Source organism: Pseudoalteromonas rubra (assembly GCF_005887115.1).
GTDB classification, from domain to species: Bacteria; Pseudomonadota; Gammaproteobacteria; order Enterobacterales; family Alteromonadaceae; genus Pseudoalteromonas; species Pseudoalteromonas rubra_F.
The window spans coordinates 1-18464 of record NZ_PNCJ01000027.1; the positions used below are offsets into that span (position 1 = coordinate 1).

An 18464-nucleotide genomic window follows, 5' to 3' on the forward strand; every position below is an offset into this window, starting at 1 on the left:
TACAGCTTGAAGTTTTAATACGTTGTTCATTATTATTTCTCCGGTTTTTGATTAAAATGGTTTTTGCAGGCTGTCACCACCGCAGTGGTTAGAGATCGTGCTCCATTCCTGGATTTCACCGTTGTTATTACCAGACTGTACAGCTTGAAGCTTTAATACGTTGTTCATAATTATTCTCCGATTTATTTGTGATTAAAGTGATTTGTTCAGGCTGTCACCACCACAGTGGTTAGAGATCGTGCTCCATTCCTGAATTTCAGCGTTGTTGTTGCCAGACTGTACTGCTTGAAGTTTTAATACGTTATTCATAATATTTCTCCGATTTATTAAATTGCTCTATTCACCCTGGTTTCACAAAAATGACTTGATAATTTTATTTTTTCATCAAAGCTCAAGCCGTCACTAATTATTTCAGGTTTTTTAATGTTGCTTGAATTGTTCATCTTTATCTCCACGGGATGATTGTGTAAATAACTAGGTTTTCTGTTCTTGGCGTTAGCCAGTGATTAAATAATAGCAATGGTTGGTGTTTTTATAAGCTGGCTTTTATTACAGGTTTTACAGTTTTTTATGTTTATTTTTGACTCATATAATATTATTGTTGGCCAGCTGTATAATATGACAGGTAGTCTTGTCCTGATTCTGGGGGAAGGGGGAGGTGCGGGCCTGCTACCGTATGCTTGAGCGAGATTGACACTGTCACAACAAGAAAGCGGGCATTCATTACTGACAATACGCAGATTTAAGCGTTACAATATTGCCACTTAAATGGAGCGGGTTGCCCACGCAATGGAAAGGCACTCCTATGCTCTTCGTGGTAGACAACAAATTAGAAGAGATTAATGTTATGGCATTGACCACAGTTATACTTGCCGCGGGCAAGGGAACTCGTATGCGTTCAAAATTACCTAAGGTATTGCATCCCGTTGCGGGCCGCCCGATGGTGCAGCACGTAATTGATAACGCAATGGCTTTGGGTGCAAGTACTACGAACCTTGTGTACGGTCATGGTGCACAGCAGCTACAGGAAGCGCTGCAACACAATGCTGTAAATTGGGTGCATCAGGCAGAACAATTGGGTACGGGCCATGCTGTCGCAGTTGCTAAAGAGCACATTGCAGATGATGATACGGTGCTTATCTTATACGGCGATGTGCCATTAACACGCCTGTCGACCTTGCAGCGCCTGCTGGATGTTACCCCTGAGCGAGGTTTAGCAGTATTAACAGTCAATCTCGACAATCCCACGGGTTATGGCCGTATGATCCGTGAAAATGGTAAGCTGGTTGGTATTGTTGAACAAAAGGATGCAACTGCGCAGCAGCTGGCAATCCAGGAGATCAATACCGGTATTATGGCGGCGAATGGTGGCCTATTAAAGCAATGGCTGGGTCAGCTCTCCAATAATAACGCTCAGGGTGAATACTACCTTACCGATATCGTCGCGATGGCACACCACGATGGCGTCGAGATAACCTCTGCTCAGCCGGATGATGCCATGGAAGTTGAAGGGGCTAACAACCGTGTGCAGCTTGCTGGGTTAGAACGTGCCTATCAGGCTTGGCAGGCAGAAACCTTGATGCTCAATGGTGCTAGCCTGGCAGATCCGATGCGCGTTGATGTCCGTGGGGAAGTCGTAACCGGTCAGGACGTGCAGATTGATGTGAACGTCGTTTTTGAAGGTCAGGTTGAGCTGGGTGATGACGTAGTGATTGGTCCGAACTGCGTCCTGAAAAATTGCAAGATTGGCAATGGCGTTGTGATTAAAGCCAACACGTTAATAGAAGAAGCAACTGTTGGTGATGCGTGTACCTTGGGTCCATTTGCCAGATTACGCCCCGGTGCGATAATGGAAACGGATTCGCACATCGGTAACTTTGTCGAAATGAAAAAGTCTCGCCTGGGTAAAGGCTCAAAAGCAAACCACCTGACTTATCTGGGTGATGCGGAGGTTGGCGAAAAAGTAAACATCGGCGCCGGCACCATTACGTGCAACTACGATGGGGTGAATAAATCGAAAACCATCATTGGCGACGGCGCATTTATTGGCTCCAATTCCTCACTGGTTGCACCGGTAGAGATTGGTAAGACCGCAACGGTTGGAGCTGGATCTGTGATCACCACAAAAGTGGGCGATGAAGCACTCGCAGTGGCCAGAGGTAAGCAGCGCAATATTGACAACTGGCAAAGGCCGGTCAAAAAGAGTTAATAAAAACGGGAGCTTAGGCTCCCGTTTCTTATTTGGGGTCTTTGTTTTGTGAAGACATCGCACAGTGAGTTCCTTTCTGGCGACCAAAGTGATACATTACTGGGGGTTAATTAAAATTTAACAATAAAAACTCAAACAATCGGGTGTTAGGTAATTATGGAAAATCTCTTTAGAAAAGAAGTATTAGAGAGTAAAAGACACCGACTAGAAGGAGCTGTAAGTTTAGTTCAACCGCCCGTGTTTAAGACACTGACTTTACTTATCCTGATCGTCGTAGTTGTAAGTATCATATTTCTTGCCAGCGGTAGCTACTCGCGTAAAGAGCGGGTATCCGGAGTCATTGAACCCAATACTGGAGTATTAAAACTTGTTGCGCCTCAGACGGGTATCATTGCTGAGGTTTTGGTGGCTGAAGGAGACTATGTAGAAGCTGATCAGCCTTTGCTCAGGGTTGCATCTGCCAAGCACAGTACTCAGTCATTAGAGCTCAATCAGGCATTACTCAATCAATATAGTTTTCAATTACGCAATCTACAGCAACAGATCAGCCAGCAAAAGCGTCAGCATGTGCTGGAACTTACTGAGCTGAGACAACAGAAAGCCACGGCAGAAGCACGTCTGAAAGAGCTAGATACCCAGGCCAGTACCTTTGAACAGCGGTTACAGCTGAATCAGCAAATGGTGGGTCAGATCAGTACGCTCAAAGGCACAGGCTATATTTCTGAGCTGGAGCTGCAGCGACAAAAAGATACCTTGCTATCGTTACAGCAGCAGGCATCCAGTATTCAATCTGAGCGGCTCACACTTGCTGCGCAAATTCAGCAGCACGACACCGATCTGGAAAAACTGCCTCTCCAACATGATGAACGCCTGAGCCAGCTAGAGTCGCAGCAGGCGGACCTGCAAATCCAATTATCGTCCGTTGAACAGCAACGTCTGGGTGAGTTGCGTGCCCCCAAAGCGGGTGTTGTCACAGGTCTGCTGGGGAAAGTGGGTAAAAGTGTCAATGCAGGGCAAAATTTGCTCAGTATTCTGCCTCAGGGTAGCCAAATGCAGGCAATCATTTATGTGCCGACGTCCTCTTTTGGCTTTGTAAACCTAGGCCAGGAGGCCAAACTGCGGTACCACGCTTTTCCGTATGAGAAGTTTGGTATTTATAACGGCACCATCCAACAGGTCAGTAACAGTGTGATCCTGCCAGAAGAAACCAGTACACCAGGCGTGATACAGCAACCAGCTTATCGAGTGGTGGTTGCGCTTGAAGAGCAGCAGATCACGGCCTATGGCAAAGCGACGCCGCTGCGGGCGGGGATGATGCTCGATGCTGACATCATCGTTGAAGAACGCTCCTTATTGCGTTGGTTATTTGATCCCGTGTTTAGTATTAAAGGACAGCTGTAGGCTGCAACTACAAGAATAAAAAGGCTTTTTATGCACGTTGAAGACGAATCACCGGTACAGCAGTTAGAGTTCTGGTCAAGGAAGTCACTGCCTATTATTTTACAATCTGAGGCGGCTGAATGCGGCCTCGCCAGCCTGGCCATGGTCGCGGCGTATCACGGTTACCACAGCGATCTGACCACATTAAGACAAAAATTCAGCATATCTATTGAAGGGGCAACCCTGCTGGATATTATGCACTTTGCAGAAAAGCTGGAGATGAGTTCACGGCCACTGCGCATCGAACTGGAAGACCTGGATGCGTTGCAAACGCCCTGTATTTTACACTGGGATATGAATCACTTTGTGGTGCTTAAAAAGGCCAATGAAAAGCGCATTGTGATCCATGATCCGGCCTCAGGTGAGAAAACTTTCACCATGGCCGAGGCGTCAAAGCATTTTACGGGCGTTGCCCTTGAGCTCACACCGACAAAAAGTTTTGAAAAGAAAGAGAAGAAACCCAGTCTGCACTTTTCAGATTTCTGGAGTCGTATCACTGGACTAAAACGCTCGCTGACACTGATCTTCTTGCTGTCCATTATACTGCAGGTCTTTACCCTTGCGGCGCCTTATTATATTCAGTTGGTGATCGATGATGTGATCCTGACGGGGGATACCAACCTCTTGACGGTGCTCGCCACCGGTTTCTTTTTGGTGCTGGTATTTGAAATAGCCACCAATGCGCTGCGAGGATTTACTTTGCTGCACTTTGGTAATCAGATGAATATTCAGCTTGGGGCAAACCTGTTCCACCATCTGGTTCGATTGCCGATTTCCTATTTCGAAAAACGCCATATGGGTGATGTTGTGTCGCGCTTTGGCTCATTGCAGCAGGTAAAGCAAATCCTCACTACCGGAGTGATCGAAGCCATCATTGATGGTCTGATGGCGATCATTACGCTGGCGATGATCTTCTTTTACAGTCCAACTCTGTCGGCGGTGGTATTAGCGGCCGTCGTGGCGTATGCCATAGTACGTATTGCTATGTATAAACCATTTCGTAATATCAGCGAACAGGAAATCATGGCACGTGCAGAAGAAAACTCTAACTTTATGGAGACAGTACGGGGCATTCAGACCATCAAACTGTTTGGCTCAGAGGTGAAGCGCGAAGGTCAGTGGCAAAACCGCTATGCCAATGCCATCAACCAGAGCATTCGTCTGGGGAATTTCCAGATTGGCTATGATGCTATTAACCGAGCTCTATTTGGTATTGAAAACATACTGGTGGTGTTTTTGGCGGCGCATCTGGTCCTGGATGGGGGCTTCAGTACTGGTATGCTGTTCGCATTTATGTCGTATAAGCGCCAGTTTATGGACAAAACGGCCAACCTCATTGAAAAGTTGATTGAGTTTAAAATGGTTGGTCTGCACTTTGATCGTATTGCGGATATCGCACTGACTGACAAAGAAATTCTGCAGCCAGAGCAGGTCAAGCAGCATCAAGTTGAGGGTCACATCGAGCTACGTAATATCTGTTTCGCTTATTCTGATGCAACCCCCAATGTTCTGAACAATCTGAACCTGACCATTTCCGCAGGTGAATCGGTTGCAATCACGGGTCCCTCAGGCTGCGGTAAGTCTACCTTACTTAAAATCATGCTGGGCCTGAACCAGCCAAAAAGTGGTGAAGTACTCATCGACGGCGTACCCATGGAGCAGATCGGTGCACGCCAGTATCGTCAGCAAATTGCGGCGGTGATGCAGGACGATGAGCTACTGTCGGGGTCGGTCGCCGACAACATCGCTTTTTTCGACACACCGATTGATATGGAACGCGTCGTATATTGTGCACAATTGGCTGCGATTCACGATGATATCAGCCAGATGCCGATGAATTACGATAGCCTGATCGGCGACATGGGATCGAGCCTCTCGGGTGGCCAGAAGCAACGTATCATTTTAGCCCGCGCCCTGTATAAACAGCCAAAGATTTTGTTTATGGATGAGGCAACCAGTCACCTGGATACCAATCTTGAATCTGATATCAATGAAGCGGTATCTCGTTTGGATATCACCCGGGTGATTATTGCGCACCGTAAAGAAACCATTGCCTCAGCCGATCGGGAAATTCGGCTGAAAAAGGCCGACTTGCCTGACGCCCAAGAGCTGGAAGAGGAATCTGTTTGTGAGTAACTACCTGTCTGATTGTTTTTGTTATGTAAAAAATATGATTGGCGGTGGTTGAGCAGGCGGAGAATTTGGGTTAACGTCGAAAAGATAACAAAGGTACAGATCGCAATGCGTGCATCAATGATGCGCGTATTGCATCGACGACACGATAACAATAAAGAAAGACGATTAGATTAAGGATGAACATGCCGGAGCAATTTGCATTGTCGACGCAACAGCGCGACACTATCCACACCATTCTGTCCATTATGGCTGACAGGGTCAGTGCCCACATCCGTGATACTCAGGTACCTCATGGGCTTTTGAGCGGCTTAGCAGGTCAGCTACTGTTTTTGTATAAAGCGTATGAATATGACTCGAGCCTGGTTGATGAAAACCTGTTTTCTGAGAAGTTAGAAGAATTACAGGAAGGTCTGGATCAACAAAGTTTTGAATTAAGTAACGGCCTGGCGGGCCAGGCATGGTTGCTTGAATACCTGAATCAGGCTGATCCTGAAAATTACGACCCAGAGCTCCTAGAGGACATTGACGAACTGTTTCGTCAGTCTCTGGATCATCACCCCTGGCGAGGCGAAATCGAAATGGTGCTGGGGCTCTCCGGGTTTGCACCGTATGCAGCTCGTCGCGGCAAACAGTCTGACCAAACTGCCCTATATGAGGTGATTGTCAATGGGTTAGAAAGCACCGCGACCTATTTTGACAATGGTCATATCGCCTGGTCTCAGCCTGAAGAGTCGGTCTACCGCTTTAATACAGACGAGCCCAAAGAGCCTGAGTATAACCTGGGTCTTGCACATGGCGTACCCGGTATCATTGCGGCGTTATTACCCGCGGTTCATATACCCGCTCTGAAAGAGCGTGTGACTAAACTGCTGCTGGGTGGCTGCGACTGGTTGCTGGAACAACAAAGTCCGGACAGCAACTCACATTCCTGCTTTGGCTCATGTGCCGGTGGCGAACACCAGTCGCGCCTGGGGTGGTGTTATGGGGACCTGACCATTGCAATGACATTAGCACGTGTTGGTCAGGCACTGGACCGTCCAAGCTATGTCGAGCGGGCGTTGGAGGTTGGCTTGCGTGCTGCCGAGCGCGATGAAAAATCTGGCCATATTACTGATGCCGGTGTCTGTCATGGCTACTATGGTATGGCACTGATTTATCAAATCCTGAACCAGTTAATGCCTCACCCTCGTTTTGCACAGGCGATGCAGTATTGGGTTGATTACTCACTGCAACAGTATGCAGAGCGTGGTGTAGAGTCTCTCTACTCCTTCAATGGCATAGATAAACAATATCATGAGGACTTTGGTTTCCTGATGGGTTATGCAGGTATTGGTATGGCTCTGACTTCTCTGTTTGATGATGATACAGGCTGGGTTGATTGTTTGTTAATGGCATAGGGAGTAAGTGATGTCTAAACAGCTAAAAAATGAAGATTTTTTTGTAATTCGTACGCCCCGTCTGGGGCTGGAGCAGCTGGCTCAGTTTGGCGAAGAGAATGCCGACACCAATGTGCTGTTGGCCGCCTGGCTTGCCACGCCAGGAGTTGAAGAAGCCATTTACCTTGCAAGTCCGTCATTACTTGAGCGGATCGATCAGTGGCGAACTAAACCAGAATCTAAACAGGGCAAAAAAGTGGCCCATGCCCTGATTAAATATATGGTACGCATGTGCTCTCGACCAACGCCATTTGGTCTGTTTTCTGGGATCCATCAGGGTAGCATCACCGATAGCACAGAACTGACAGTCGCGGACCTCGCCGAAGACAGCCGTAAAACTCGGCTCGATATGTTCTATCTGAACGCACTTAAAGAGCACTTTATTAAGCATGCTTCCCGCTCAGATACACTGACTTACAAACCGAATACCTCGCATTACTTCATTGCCGATCAATGTCGATATATTGAGACATATTTGTCAGAAGAGACCATGCAATATCGTCTGAGCGCAGTAGAAAGCGATGAATATTTTCGTTTTGTATTGGCAGCTGCTCGCGATGGCAAGAGCTTCAATGCCCTGGTGGCGCAATTCAGTGAGCAGTATGCTGAGGCCGAACGCGAAGAAGTCGAAGCCTATATTCAAGACCTGATTGACGAAGGTGTATTGCTGGCAGACATTCCGCTGCCGCTGACCGGTGAGTCTCCGGATCGTGCCTTACTGAAGTCGATCACTGCCATCAATGAACTTGATACGGCTGATAAACTGGCGACCGCACTGGCGCAGATTGATACACTGGATAGCCAAAAAACCGGTGAAATTAAACCATATAAACAATTGCTGGAGCACCTGCAAAGCTTGCCGGTGAAAGTGCAGGAAAACAAGCTATTCCAGAGTGACATTTATCGCCAGTTTAATGATTGTCAGTTGTCAGGACAGGAAGTTTTGCGCCTGCAAAAGCAGTTAGAACTGATCGCCGGCCTGAGCGTGTCGGGTCAGGGCAATGCATTAAGCCAATTCATAACCAAGTTCAATACACGTTTTGAGGGGCAGTTTGTGCCGCTCGATAAAATTCTGGATGATGAATCGGGTATAGGTATTTCAACGGAAACGGGTTATGAGGCACCTCTGGTTGCGGGCCTGAATCTTGCCCGTAGCGGCAGCAGTCAACAGACCGCCCCCGAAGTCAGCGTGCTGGATGGTATTGTCGAAGACGCACTGAGTCAGCCCCAAAACCGCACTAAAGACTGTGTAGTGCTGCGTGGTAAAGAGCTGAAGCAAAAAATTAGCAATAAAGAAGCCGTTTCTAAGTTTCCTTTCTCCTTCGCGACTATGGTCAGCCTGTATCAGGATAACCGCGGCAATCCGGTTTATAAATTCAATGGCTGTTATGGTCCGTCAGCGGCTAACCTGTTGGGTCGTTTTTGTCACCTGGATGACGGGCTTAAAGACAATGTGGTCGCGCACCTGGCGTCTGAACAGGCACACAGCGATGATGTGATTTTTGCTGAAGTTGTCCATATGCCAGAGGGGCGTCCGGGAAATGTGATTGCACGCCCGCATCTGCGTCAGTACGAAATCGTTTTCCTGGCTGACAGTGCGCTGGACGACGAGTACCAGATCCCATTGAGCGACCTGTATGTCTGGGTTGAAGGCCAAAAAGTGAAATTATGGAGTAAACGCCTGAACAAACAAGTGGTACCGCGCTTGTCCAGTGCCCACAACTACTCTGCACGCAGCCTCAGTGCCTATAAATTCTTATGTATGTTGCAGCATCAGGATGGCAGACCGCCACAATTTAAGCTGCCAGGCAGCCTGGATCGTGCCACCTTTGTACCACGCCTGATGTTGGATAATCTGATCCTGAGTGAAAAAATCTGGCGCATTGACCGAACAGAGCTTGAAGCCATCAGTAAAAAAGGCCAGTTTGATCGTACTAAACTGGATACGCTACTTGAGACTTATCAGCTTGACCCGCAAGTTAGCTTTGCTATGGCTGATAATGTGCTTCAACTGGACCTGCGTAACCCGGATATGTTTGCGATTTTACTTGCAGAAACCAAAGGTCACCGCCGTGTTGAGCTTAAAGAAGTGCTCAGCAATCATTATCCATCCCGGGTTGTGGATGCACAGGGTAACCACTACAGCAACGAAGTGATTATTCCGTTCATCAATGAGCATGCTGATGTGCATCGTCATTTCAGTGATGATCCTTTGGGAAATATCACGGCTGCGCCATTGAAGCGTCGTTTTAGCGCCGGTTCGGAATGGCTGAGCCTGAAGATTTACTCAGGGAACTCGCTGGTCGAGCAATTGCTGACCGAAGAGCTATTGCCGCTGATTGAGCAAAATGGCGAACTGTACGACAAGTGGTTCTTCATTCGTTATGGTGATCCAGACTGGCACCTGCGTCTGCGCTTCCATGGCGACCCCGGGTTGTTATGTGGTCAGCTATTGCCCAAGTTGAATGCGTTACTCGATCCGAAAGTAGAAAGTGGCGAGTTACACAAAGTAGAACTGATGACTTATGAGCGTGAGGTTGAGCGCTATGGTGGACCAGAGTCGATGGCACTGGTTGAGTCACTGTTTATGTACGACAGTGTACTCATTGCGAAAACCTGCGCGCTGGTGGACGAATACGGTGAAGACATGCGCTGGCGGATGGCTCTGGCACAGACTCATAAGTTACTGGATCTGTTTGAATACGATGCAGCCACTCGCTTTGCGCTGGTCAGTCAGTTACGCGATGGCTTTGGCAGAGAGTTCAATGAAACCAGTGTTTTGCGTAAGCAGTTGGGTAATCGTTACCGTGACTATGAAGCGCAGCTGGACAAGGACTTTGCATTGCTGACCAAACAAACAGATGCGCAAGCCGACGAAGCACAGCAGGCACTGTTTGAGATCCTGTCACAGTGGTATCAGGCGGCAGAGCCTGTGGTTGGGGTTCTCAACCGTATGATCGACGAAGGCAAACTTAATTGTACCAAAGATACGCTGATGGGGTCTTTGTTGCACATGCACAATAACCGTATGTTCAAGGCCTATGGCCGCGAGCAGGAACTGGTTATCCACGATATGCTCCGTCGTAAGTACTTCTCGGCGGATAAAAAAGCCGATTAAGTGATTGAGCAGCAAAAAGCGCGCCTGTGGTGCGCTTTTTGTGTTTGTGGGGTCCTTTGACTACCCTTGAGTAATAACAAAATGAAGGATGGTGTTATGACCCGAACAGTAACGCTCTGGCTTAGTTTGCTGGTCCTGCTTGTGTGGCATGTTCAGGTGCTGGCTGAGGACAAAAAATCAGCGCCGCTTACCAAAGAGCTGGCTGTGTTTCAGCCGTTTTTGGGGACCTGGCAGGCGGATTTTGAGGTACCGGCGGGCAAGCCACCGATGCGTGATATCAGCCGCTGGGAGCGAGCGCTCAATGGCACAGCGGTGCGCACTTTACATTCTATCAATGCAGGTATGTATGGTGGCGAGTCGCTGATTTTCTGGGATAAGAGCAAAAATGCGGTGGTTTTTTATTACTTCACCACTGCGGGATTCTATACCCACGGCACCATAGAAGTCCTCAGCCCTACTGAGTTTGTTGCTTTTGAGGACGTGACTGGCAATAAAGATGGCATAACTCAGGTGAAATCCATTAGCCGTTTTAAGGATAATCGCTTTGAAGTATCAACCCAGTATCTTAAACAGGGAAAATGGACAGAGCCGGAGCTGCGTACCTATGTGCGCAGCAATGAAACGGTACAGTTTAAGTAACCGGTGCAGCCAACTATAACAACAATAAAGAGTTAAACGTGTTCACCTCGCTCAGTATTTCAGGGCTGACTGTGTTTCAGCTGATCTTTGCCTGGCAAATGTGCTTTGCCGTAATACTGGTGTGGCAAAATCCACATAGCCGCTGCCTGGTATTATTCTTTGTTTTTCAGACCTTACTCTGCCTTGCCAACGTGCTTGAAAGTGCTGGTTTTACGCTGGCAGGGTATGTCATCACACCTGCCTTTACTGTGGCCATGGGGCCAGTCTGGTATCTCAGTGTCCGCAACCTGGTCGGTGCATCTACAGATGGCTTGCAGTCTGCCCGCCATCTGCTGTTACCTTTGGTGTCGCTGGGATTGACCGACTATGTTCAGCCGCTTATTGCGCTGGGCAGCATTATGCTGCTGGGCTATCTGGTGGCGTCTTTAAAGTTGCTGCGTGATTATCGCGACACGGTGTATCAGGTACATGCCGATGCGGCAACGATGGATCTCACCTGGCTGACCAGATTGCTTGGCGTGTATATCGTGCTGAGTGTGACGGATTTTGTGCGCATGAATGTGCAGCCTATCACGCCCATGCCCTGGAAAGCCTACTGGTATTTAGCCCATGAAGTGGGCTTCTTTGCTATTCTGTCTGTGTTGCTGATTGGCGTGATAAAGCAGCCGCAGTTGTTTAATCGCCTGGCCCAATATCAAACCCTCAGTCAGCGTGATGACGCTGCACAGGACACGCAGCTGGCGCAGTCGATATTTGTAGCGGTAGATGCACAGGTTCGGGAGCAGGGGCTGTTTTGTCAGCCCCGACTGAGTATTCAGCATATCGCAGATCAGCTGTCACTGGGTGTGAAGCAGGTTTCGTGGGCCATTAATTCGGTGTCTGGACATAACTTCTCTAACTATATCAATGAAGTAAGGCTTGAGCAGATTGAAAAACAGTTGGCTGATCCGGCTTATGCCGGGGCGTCGGTGCTCGATATTGCGATGAACAATGGGTTTAATGCCAAGTCGACCTTCAATCAGGCCTTCAAAACCCGCACGGGAATGACGCCGACGCGTTTTCGACATGGTGCGCTGAAAAACTAACCAAATTCCACTTTTATTCGTTCAGGATCCGGAATCTGGACGAATAAAAGTAGTTTATTCAATACATTGGTTCTTAACTTAAGAGGAGAACCAAATGTATAAAGCCGTTTTTGGACTACTCGGACTCATCATTGTGAGTTGTCAGCAGTCACATGCAACCCCGTCACGTGGTACACCCGGGTATCATAACGATGCATATCAAATTCCCGTGTTGCCTAATCAGGTAAGCGATCCGGTTGGTTATTACCACAGCAAAGAGCAGCTGTTTACCCTGGTTGAACGTGAAGACTGGCCTGCGGTGGTTAAACTGGCCACCGAGCTGACCACAGACTATAAAAACGATGGTGTTACCTGGTACCTGCTGAGCCTGGGGTATCGTCAGCAACAGCAGTGGCAGGCAGCTATCGCCCCCCTTAAACGGGCGTTGCGGTTAGGCGTGCGGTTAAAGCGTTTGCCGAAATGGCATGACAATCCCAATGACATGATGGTGACCTTAGCAGAGTTGTATGGTGCACTTAAAGATAAGCGTAATGCCATGTTGTGGCTTGAGCGGGCACTCGAGGCGCGCTGGGACGACAAACCGGCACTAACGGGTCGCAGTCTGTTTAGTCGTAAGCCGAATCCGCATTTTGTGGCGTTTGCACAGGATGATGACTTTCGTCAGTTAGTGGGCGCAGAGCCCGCCGGGGAGTTTGGCAGAGACGCACGCTGGCGTCATGATCTGCATTATCTGGCCGATGAAATCAGGCGTTTACATGTGTCGGCCTTTCACCGCATGAGCGAGCAGGACTTTGAGCGCAAGGTCGCGCAGATTGATAAGCGCATTCCCGCTTTGAGTGACCAGCAGGTCGTATTTGAGCTGATGCAGCTGCTCGGCATGCTGGAAAATGGTCACAACTTCATTATTCCGGCCTGGGGTAAGGCGGGCAACACTCAGCAGTTACCCGTGCAGTTTTATCTGTTTGAAGAAGGGCTGTTTATTGTGGCAGCTGACTCAGACTATCAACACCTCATTGGCAAGCAGGTTCTAAAAATAGGAAACACACCGGCATTACAGGCGCTGGAAAAAACCGGGGAGGTTAACCCGCGCGATAATAATATGCAGCAAGCGTGGCTGGGGCCTTACTATTTGAGCCTGACTCAGGTATTGCAGGGGCTTGGGGTGGTTGAAGACGCAAGCAAAGTCACGCTGACGGTTCGTGGAGGTGAGCTGCAAACACAGCAGCTGACGCTGACGCCGCGCGCTATGCAGTTTAATGGCTTTCCAAAGCTGCCACGCCAGCACCCGCATTCAGAGCCTTACTGGTCCAAATTGTTGCCTGAACACAAGGCACTTTATGTGAACTTTAATGCCGTACGTGAGCGCAAGGATGTGTCGCTGGATGCTTTTAACCAGGAGCTACGCGATACCCTGCTGGCCGGGCAGGCGGAGCACTTTATTTTGGACCTGCGTGATAACAGCGGTGGAAATGGCTTTTTGCTGCCCAGTACCATAGCCACCGCAGTACTATTTGAGGCTCTGGTACCTGAGGGTAAGCTGATCATTCTGGTTGGACGCAATACCTTCTCAGCCGGTCACGACCTGCTGGTGAGGATCAGTAAGCTGACCAGCCCTGTCCTGGTCGGCGAGCCTTCGGGCACCCGACCTAACGCCATTGGTGAGGCGGGTTGGTTTACTTTGCCCTACAGTGGCCAAATTGGCGTGATCTCATCGCAGTTTCATCAACAAGGAGCAGCAGAAGACAGTCGGGTGTGGCTGGCACCGGACCTACCGGTGGCTCTGACGGCAAAGGGCTACTTTGCTAATAAAGATGCGGTGCTGGATGCGGCGCTGACCTTAGTGTCCAACGGCTCACGCTGATCCTGCTCTGCCTGCTGCACATAAGTATGCGCCAGCTTGAGTGCCGCTTCACCGAAGATCCAAAACGGCTTGGTTTTACTGTTGATATTCACCGCTACGCTAAGCTGGTGGCGAGGTACCACAATTAACATGCTCTGCGATCCTCGCGATACGCCGCCGTGGTGATAGTAAGTAAACGCGGGCTGGCCGTTATGCTGGTACTCATGACGACGCCATCCCAGTGCGTAGTTTTGCGGGTTGACCTCGCCATGATTCAGGCGCTGTGGTGTCCAGATCTGTTTGCGCACCGCCGGGTGCAAATAATGGGGGTCGAGATAACCACAGCCGAGCCGCACAAGGTCACTGGGTGTGCTGACAAGGCCACCTCCTGCCAGCCGATGGCTGAGGTTAACCGGGCGCCAGGGAATGTACCGGGCGTCCTGCCCCCGACGATTGAAGTAAAAGGTGACCAGCTTGTCGGCCTGTGACTCTGCGCCACTTTGATTCATTCCCAGTGGCGTCAGTACATGCTGATGCAGCAAGTCGAGATAGGCGCCCTGCCCATGTTGTGCCAGTACAGCACTCAGCAAAACGGTACCATAGCTGGAGTAATAAAATGCGTCACCCGGTTTGGTACGCAGCGGTCCTTGATCAAACTGTGCAACGGCATCCTGCACTCGATCAAACTGAGTATTCAGGCTGAGCGAATGATACAGCCCGATTAAATCCTGATTGCCTTTGTAGTGGGGTAAACCGGCACTGTGTGATGCCAGCTGGCGCGGGGTAATATCCTGCCACGCCGGGTTGGGCAGTGGGGTCAGGCTGTCTTGTAGCGGCGTATCCAGGTTAAAGTTTTGTTCCTGCATGAGTTTTGCCATGAGTGTGGCAGTTACGGCTTTAGAAGTACTGCCGATGCGAAACTGATGCGCGGGTGTAAGCGCGGTTTTGGTTTTGATGTCGGCATAGCCGAGCGTGCCCTGCCAGACAAGCTGACCACGATGCGCAATGGCAGCAGAAATACCGGGCGCGTTGCTTGCCGCTCTGGTGGTCTTAAGAATATCAGTGGCCCGGGTATTGAATGCACCGAGCGCCGGTGCGTGATGTGACTGGTGTGGTAAAGGGCCCTGGGGGAGCGGCGCAGCGCTGGCCAGCACCGGCACTTTTTCCAGATTGAAGGCATAAAACTGATAGACGGGCCAGCCAAAATAGGCCAGCGCGGTTAGGAGCAGTAATGTCAGCAGACTGAACAGGCGTTTCATTGGCGATCCTTAATTCTCGATAAACTAACTTAACTATCTGAGAATTAAGCTTTTAAATCTTGTCTAAAGTGAAAAATGCTGGCCGATTCTGAAATGGTGGCTAAATCAGTGGCTAAACAGGTGGATCCGGTCAGGCCATGTGGGCAAAAAAACGACCCGTTTTGCAGTGGGTTAATCTTGTCTGAGGCTGGTATGGCGTAATATTCCTGCGTATGCTTGAATATTCATCTTGTTATTAATCCATGACTTACCAAGACTGGCCGCAAGATAAACAACACAAGGACCTAGTCATGACACTTGGACAATACATAAAACAACTCAGACAACAAAGGGCGTTGAGCCAGCCGCAATTGGCCTCACAAATGACGGTTGAGCAGAGCTACCTGTCTAAACTGGAGAACGATCATTCAATTCCTTCCAATGAGGTGTTCAGGAAACTGCTGGCCGCACTGGATCTGGACTTAGGGAGCTTTATGCAAGGGGTTGCTGAGCAGGGCGACAAGCAGAGCCTGACACAGATCCCGGATATTGAAGCCTGGTACCAAAACCTGGATAAACATAAGCTGGCACGGCGGCGTAGCTGGATACTCATGGCACTGGTGTGTATCTCTTTGGGGTGTGCACTATTTTACAGTGGCTATCGCGCGCTCTTTTTCCCTGAGCGCCAGTATGAATACCACTCCTATGGGGAGTTACGAGACGAAGAGCCTCTCGATTTGTACACGCGCTGGCATCGTTACGTCAGTGACGCGGATAAACAGAACCGGGCCGACTATGATGCGCTGCGACTGATGTATCAGAAGCGTCAGGCGCCGGAGTTATTGTACAGTTTTGACTATCGCGGCAGTGCTTTTGTGGTACAGGTCGATAACGGTCGCCGGTATTTTGAAGTGCAGCCTGAGCGTGTACATCATGTATCTCGTCCCGGTAATGCCTGGATGCAGTTTATCGGTATCGTGCTGTTTGTCGCAGGTTTACTGGCCCTGTTACTTGAACGTCGCTACGCCCGTGCTCACTAGCCAGGTCGTCATATACTGCTTAGGCGGGAAAATACGTGCGTAGCGCGATATACTCAGCGTATCAGTAGCAGGAGTGAGTTATGGCCAGGCGCTTATTTTTTGGCATAAGATTGGATACACACAGCCAGGCGCACATTAATGCCTGGCTGCGTACTGAAGTGCGTGCCCGCAAAGCACCGACTAAAATGGAGAACTGGCACCTGACACTGGCTTTTCTTGGTCAGGTAGAAGCATCACAGGAAACAGACATGGTGGCGTTTGCCCGCCAGCTTAAGGTGCCCACCTTTACGCTGAACTTTGCACGCACCGGTTATTGGTCAGGTAATGGGATTTTCTTTTTACGTCCGGAGCCTGAACCACCACAGTTGAGTGCACTTGCAGAGCCATTACGTGACATGGGGGCCGCACAGGGTTTGCATTGTGATCGGTTACCTTTTGCCCCTCATATTACCCTGCTGAGAGGGCACAAAGGCGAACCTGAGGTACGCTCATCCATTACGCCGTTTACCCTTTCGGTGACGCAGTTTCACCTCTACCACTCTTACCGATGTGACAGCCGTGGGCTCATTTATGAACCCGTGCAATCTTTTGACCTGGTCTGAACACCACTCAGGTGTTGCTTGCGGTAATCACCGGGCGTCAGGGTGTAAGCGCGTTTAAAGGCGCGGTTAAACGGACCAATAGAGTTAAACCCGGCATCGAAAGCGATGCTTAGAATGGCCGTGCGTGCGTGTGCCAGGTCGCGCAATTGTTCGGCTGCATACGCCAGTCGATACTGATTGATAAATTGCGAGAAGTTTTTGAAACCGAGCTGCTGGTTGATCAGGGTGCGCAGCTGGTGAGTGGGTATATCAAGGCGCTTGGCCAGCAAGCCAATGGTAAGTTCGGGTTCACGATAGATGCCCTGCATAAGCAGGGTTTGTAAAGCCTCATAAGTGGTTAGCCAGTGGGCAGGTACGGGCAGTGTTTGTTGGGCGGCCTGACGACCGGGGTTGCCGTTGTGCTTTGCGGCAGGTCGGGACAATCCGGTGAGTAGTATCAACAGACAAAAAATAAACACCGCATTGGCCAGCAGATAGCCGGGATCTCGCCGAATGAGACTGGCACTGAGTTCAAACCCGACCAACACCAGGCAGTGTAGCAGGGCAAATGTGGCCAGGAGCAGTCGCAGGCGACGTCGGCTATGGACCAGGTCATCATTAAAGTTCGCCAGACAATAATATAGGGTGGCGCACATTGCTAAGGCTGAAAATGCATGCATCAGTGTATGCCAGTACGTATTACTTCCGTAGACCAGAAAGACACAACTACTGATAAAAACGGCACACCCCAGTAGCCAGCGTCCCCAACTCAGCGTCAGCCAGTGCGGTACACGCAGGGTGATCAGATACCAGGCACAGGCGCACAACACCAGTGGCAGCAGCTCTGTAGCTGCAAGAAACAGGTTGCGTAACGGGTTAAAGCGCCACTCAGGCAAAGGCTGGGTAAGCAGCAGAAAACACGCCAGGCTGGTGGCCAGGGCAACTGCCAGCAGGCGCTCAAAGCCAGTCAGGCGGGGCCAGTTAAACAGCACCAGCGCAATGAGTAAGCCGAGGGCACTAAAGCGAAACAACAGATCCGCGAGCGTCACTAGCGCCATAATTTACGCCACAGCCGCCTGAGCAGCCGGGCTACCAGGCTGTCATTGTTAGACGCTTGCAGAAATAGCTGTCGGGTGGCCTGATTGCGAGCTTTGCTGACGTGTTTGCGGGCGCATTCGTTTGCCGCCTGTTGCCAGTCTTCACGTTTTAGGGCTGTCTTGAGCTTTGGCCAGCGACTACTCAGATTGGTGATGCCCAGGTTATAAGCCAGATCCAGCAGTGCGAGCTGAACACTGGAGGGCAGCTTATTATACGGTCGGGTATAGCCATTTGCGGGGCAGATAAGGCGCGTAAGTTCCTGTTCAAAATTGCTGATCTGTTGCTGCAGCAACCGCATACTTTCGCTGTGGGGCAAGTGCAAGGTGCAGTGCTGTTCATACCAGCGAGCCGTTTTTCCGGCGGGTAGTCGTTTTAATGTCGTGTATTCTTGCTGTTTTTGTGCCCGACTGGCGGGCTTGTTGGTGCGCTTGTCGCGCAGGCTCAGGCGGGTAAAGGCATCCTGACTGGCGACATGAAAGCCCACGCCTATGGTGGGGTTGCCCCGGGTATCCAGATATAAGTGATCGATTACGCCCTCAAAATGGCAAATATGCCGTACGGCGGGCGATGATGTGTGATGTTTTGATAAAAGGCGTTTCAGCAA

The 18464-nt window shown here is 49.8% G+C and carries 13 protein-coding genes; 10 read left to right on the top strand and 3 right to left on the bottom strand.

Going from position 1 to position 18464, the window contains the following annotated elements; translation table 11 throughout:
- The first annotated feature begins 847 nt into the window (after positions 1-847).
- From glmU to CWB98_RS17015, 8 genes are all read left to right on the top strand, one after another.
- Positions 848-2209, top strand: a complete 1362-nt coding sequence (gene glmU / locus CWB98_RS16980) for a bifunctional UDP-N-acetylglucosamine diphosphorylase/glucosamine-1-phosphate N-acetyltransferase GlmU (RefSeq protein WP_138546046.1) — start codon at positions 848-850, stop codon at positions 2207-2209.
- Positions 2210-2365: 156 nt separating this feature from the next.
- Complete coding sequence (locus tag CWB98_RS16985) at positions 2366-3610, top strand: HlyD family secretion protein (protein ID WP_138545939.1); 1245 nt, start codon at positions 2366-2368, stop codon at positions 3608-3610.
- 30 nt (positions 3611-3640) lie between these two features.
- Positions 3641-5785, top strand: a complete 2145-nt coding sequence (locus CWB98_RS16990; RefSeq protein WP_138545940.1) for a peptidase domain-containing ABC transporter — start codon at positions 3641-3643, stop codon at positions 5783-5785.
- A 182-nt stretch (positions 5786-5967) separates the two neighbouring features.
- Positions 5968-7182: a lanthionine synthetase C family protein gene (locus CWB98_RS16995; protein WP_138545941.1), complete on the top strand. Its 1215-nt coding sequence runs from the start codon at positions 5968-5970 to the stop codon at positions 7180-7182.
- A gap of 10 nt (positions 7183-7192) precedes the next feature.
- The gene (locus tag CWB98_RS17000) at positions 7193-10339 is read left to right on the top strand and encodes a lantibiotic dehydratase (RefSeq protein WP_138545942.1); all 3147 of its coding nucleotides are present in this window, start codon (positions 7193-7195) and stop codon (positions 10337-10339) included.
- Positions 10340-10435: 96 nt separating this feature from the next.
- On the top strand, positions 10436-10978 hold the full coding sequence (locus CWB98_RS17005) for a hypothetical protein (protein ID WP_249364707.1): 543 nt from the start codon (positions 10436-10438) through the stop codon (positions 10976-10978).
- Positions 10979-11016: 38 nt separating this feature from the next.
- A complete protein-coding gene (locus CWB98_RS17010; RefSeq protein WP_138545943.1) occupies positions 11017-12063 on the top strand; it encodes a helix-turn-helix domain-containing protein in 1047 nt (348 codons plus the stop codon).
- A gap of 94 nt (positions 12064-12157) precedes the next feature.
- Positions 12158-13924 (top strand): hypothetical protein, encoded by a 1767-nt coding sequence (locus tag CWB98_RS17015; RefSeq protein ID WP_138545944.1) that lies wholly within the window; start codon positions 12158-12160, stop codon positions 13922-13924.
- On the opposite strand, the gene CWB98_RS17020 is transcribed toward CWB98_RS17015, so the two are convergent.
- The gene (locus CWB98_RS17020; protein WP_138545945.1) at positions 13858-15162 is read right to left on the bottom strand and encodes a serine hydrolase domain-containing protein; all 1305 of its coding nucleotides are present in this window, start codon (positions 15160-15162) and stop codon (positions 13858-13860) included. The genes CWB98_RS17015 and CWB98_RS17020 overlap by 67 nt on opposite strands.
- A gap of 290 nt (positions 15163-15452) precedes the next feature.
- Between CWB98_RS17020 and CWB98_RS17025 the strand changes: the two genes are divergently transcribed.
- The gene (locus tag CWB98_RS17025) at positions 15453-16181 is read left to right on the top strand and encodes a helix-turn-helix domain-containing protein (protein ID WP_171045689.1); all 729 of its coding nucleotides are present in this window, start codon (positions 15453-15455) and stop codon (positions 16179-16181) included.
- 80 nt (positions 16182-16261) lie between these two features.
- Positions 16262-16783, top strand: a complete 522-nt coding sequence (gene thpR, locus CWB98_RS17030) for an RNA 2',3'-cyclic phosphodiesterase (protein WP_138545947.1) — start codon at positions 16262-16264, stop codon at positions 16781-16783.
- On the opposite strand, the gene CWB98_RS17035 is transcribed toward thpR, so the two are convergent.
- Positions 16750-17820 (bottom strand): AraC family transcriptional regulator, encoded by a 1071-nt coding sequence (locus tag CWB98_RS17035; RefSeq protein WP_138545948.1) that lies wholly within the window; start codon positions 17818-17820, stop codon positions 16750-16752. The genes thpR and CWB98_RS17035 overlap by 34 nt on opposite strands.
- Complete coding sequence (locus CWB98_RS17040; protein WP_138545949.1) at positions 17811-18464, bottom strand: glycoside hydrolase family protein; 654 nt, start codon at positions 18462-18464, stop codon at positions 17811-17813. The genes CWB98_RS17035 and CWB98_RS17040 overlap by 10 nt, the downstream gene beginning before the upstream one ends.

Excerpts from the sequence above, each read along its gene's own strand:
- glmU (WP_138546046.1), top strand. The coding sequence starts at position 848 with ATGGCATTGACCACAGTTATACTTGCCGCGGGCAAGGGAACTCGTATG.
- CWB98_RS16985 (WP_138545939.1), top strand. The coding sequence starts at position 2,366 with ATGGAAAATCTCTTTAGAAAAGAAGTATTAGAGAGTAAAAGACACCGA.
- CWB98_RS16990 (WP_138545940.1), top strand. The coding sequence starts at position 3,641 with ATGCACGTTGAAGACGAATCACCGGTACAGCAGTTAGAGTTCTGGTCA.
- CWB98_RS16995 (WP_138545941.1), top strand. The coding sequence starts at position 5,968 with ATGCCGGAGCAATTTGCATTGTCGACGCAACAGCGCGACACTATCCAC.
- CWB98_RS17000 (WP_138545942.1), top strand. The coding sequence starts at position 7,193 with ATGTCTAAACAGCTAAAAAATGAAGATTTTTTTGTAATTCGTACGCCC.
- CWB98_RS17005 (WP_249364707.1), top strand. The coding sequence starts at position 10,436 with ATGACCCGAACAGTAACGCTCTGGCTTAGTTTGCTGGTCCTGCTTGTG.
- CWB98_RS17015 (WP_138545944.1), top strand. The coding sequence starts at position 12,158 with ATGTATAAAGCCGTTTTTGGACTACTCGGACTCATCATTGTGAGTTGT.
- CWB98_RS17020 (WP_138545945.1), bottom strand. The coding sequence starts at position 15,162 with ATGAAACGCCTGTTCAGTCTGCTGACATTACTGCTCCTAACCGCGCTG.
- CWB98_RS17025 (WP_171045689.1), top strand. The coding sequence starts at position 15,453 with ATGACACTTGGACAATACATAAAACAACTCAGACAACAAAGGGCGTTG.
- thpR (WP_138545947.1), top strand. The coding sequence starts at position 16,262 with ATGGCCAGGCGCTTATTTTTTGGCATAAGATTGGATACACACAGCCAG.
- CWB98_RS17035 (WP_138545948.1), bottom strand. The coding sequence starts at position 17,820 with ATGGCGCTAGTGACGCTCGCGGATCTGTTGTTTCGCTTTAGTGCCCTC.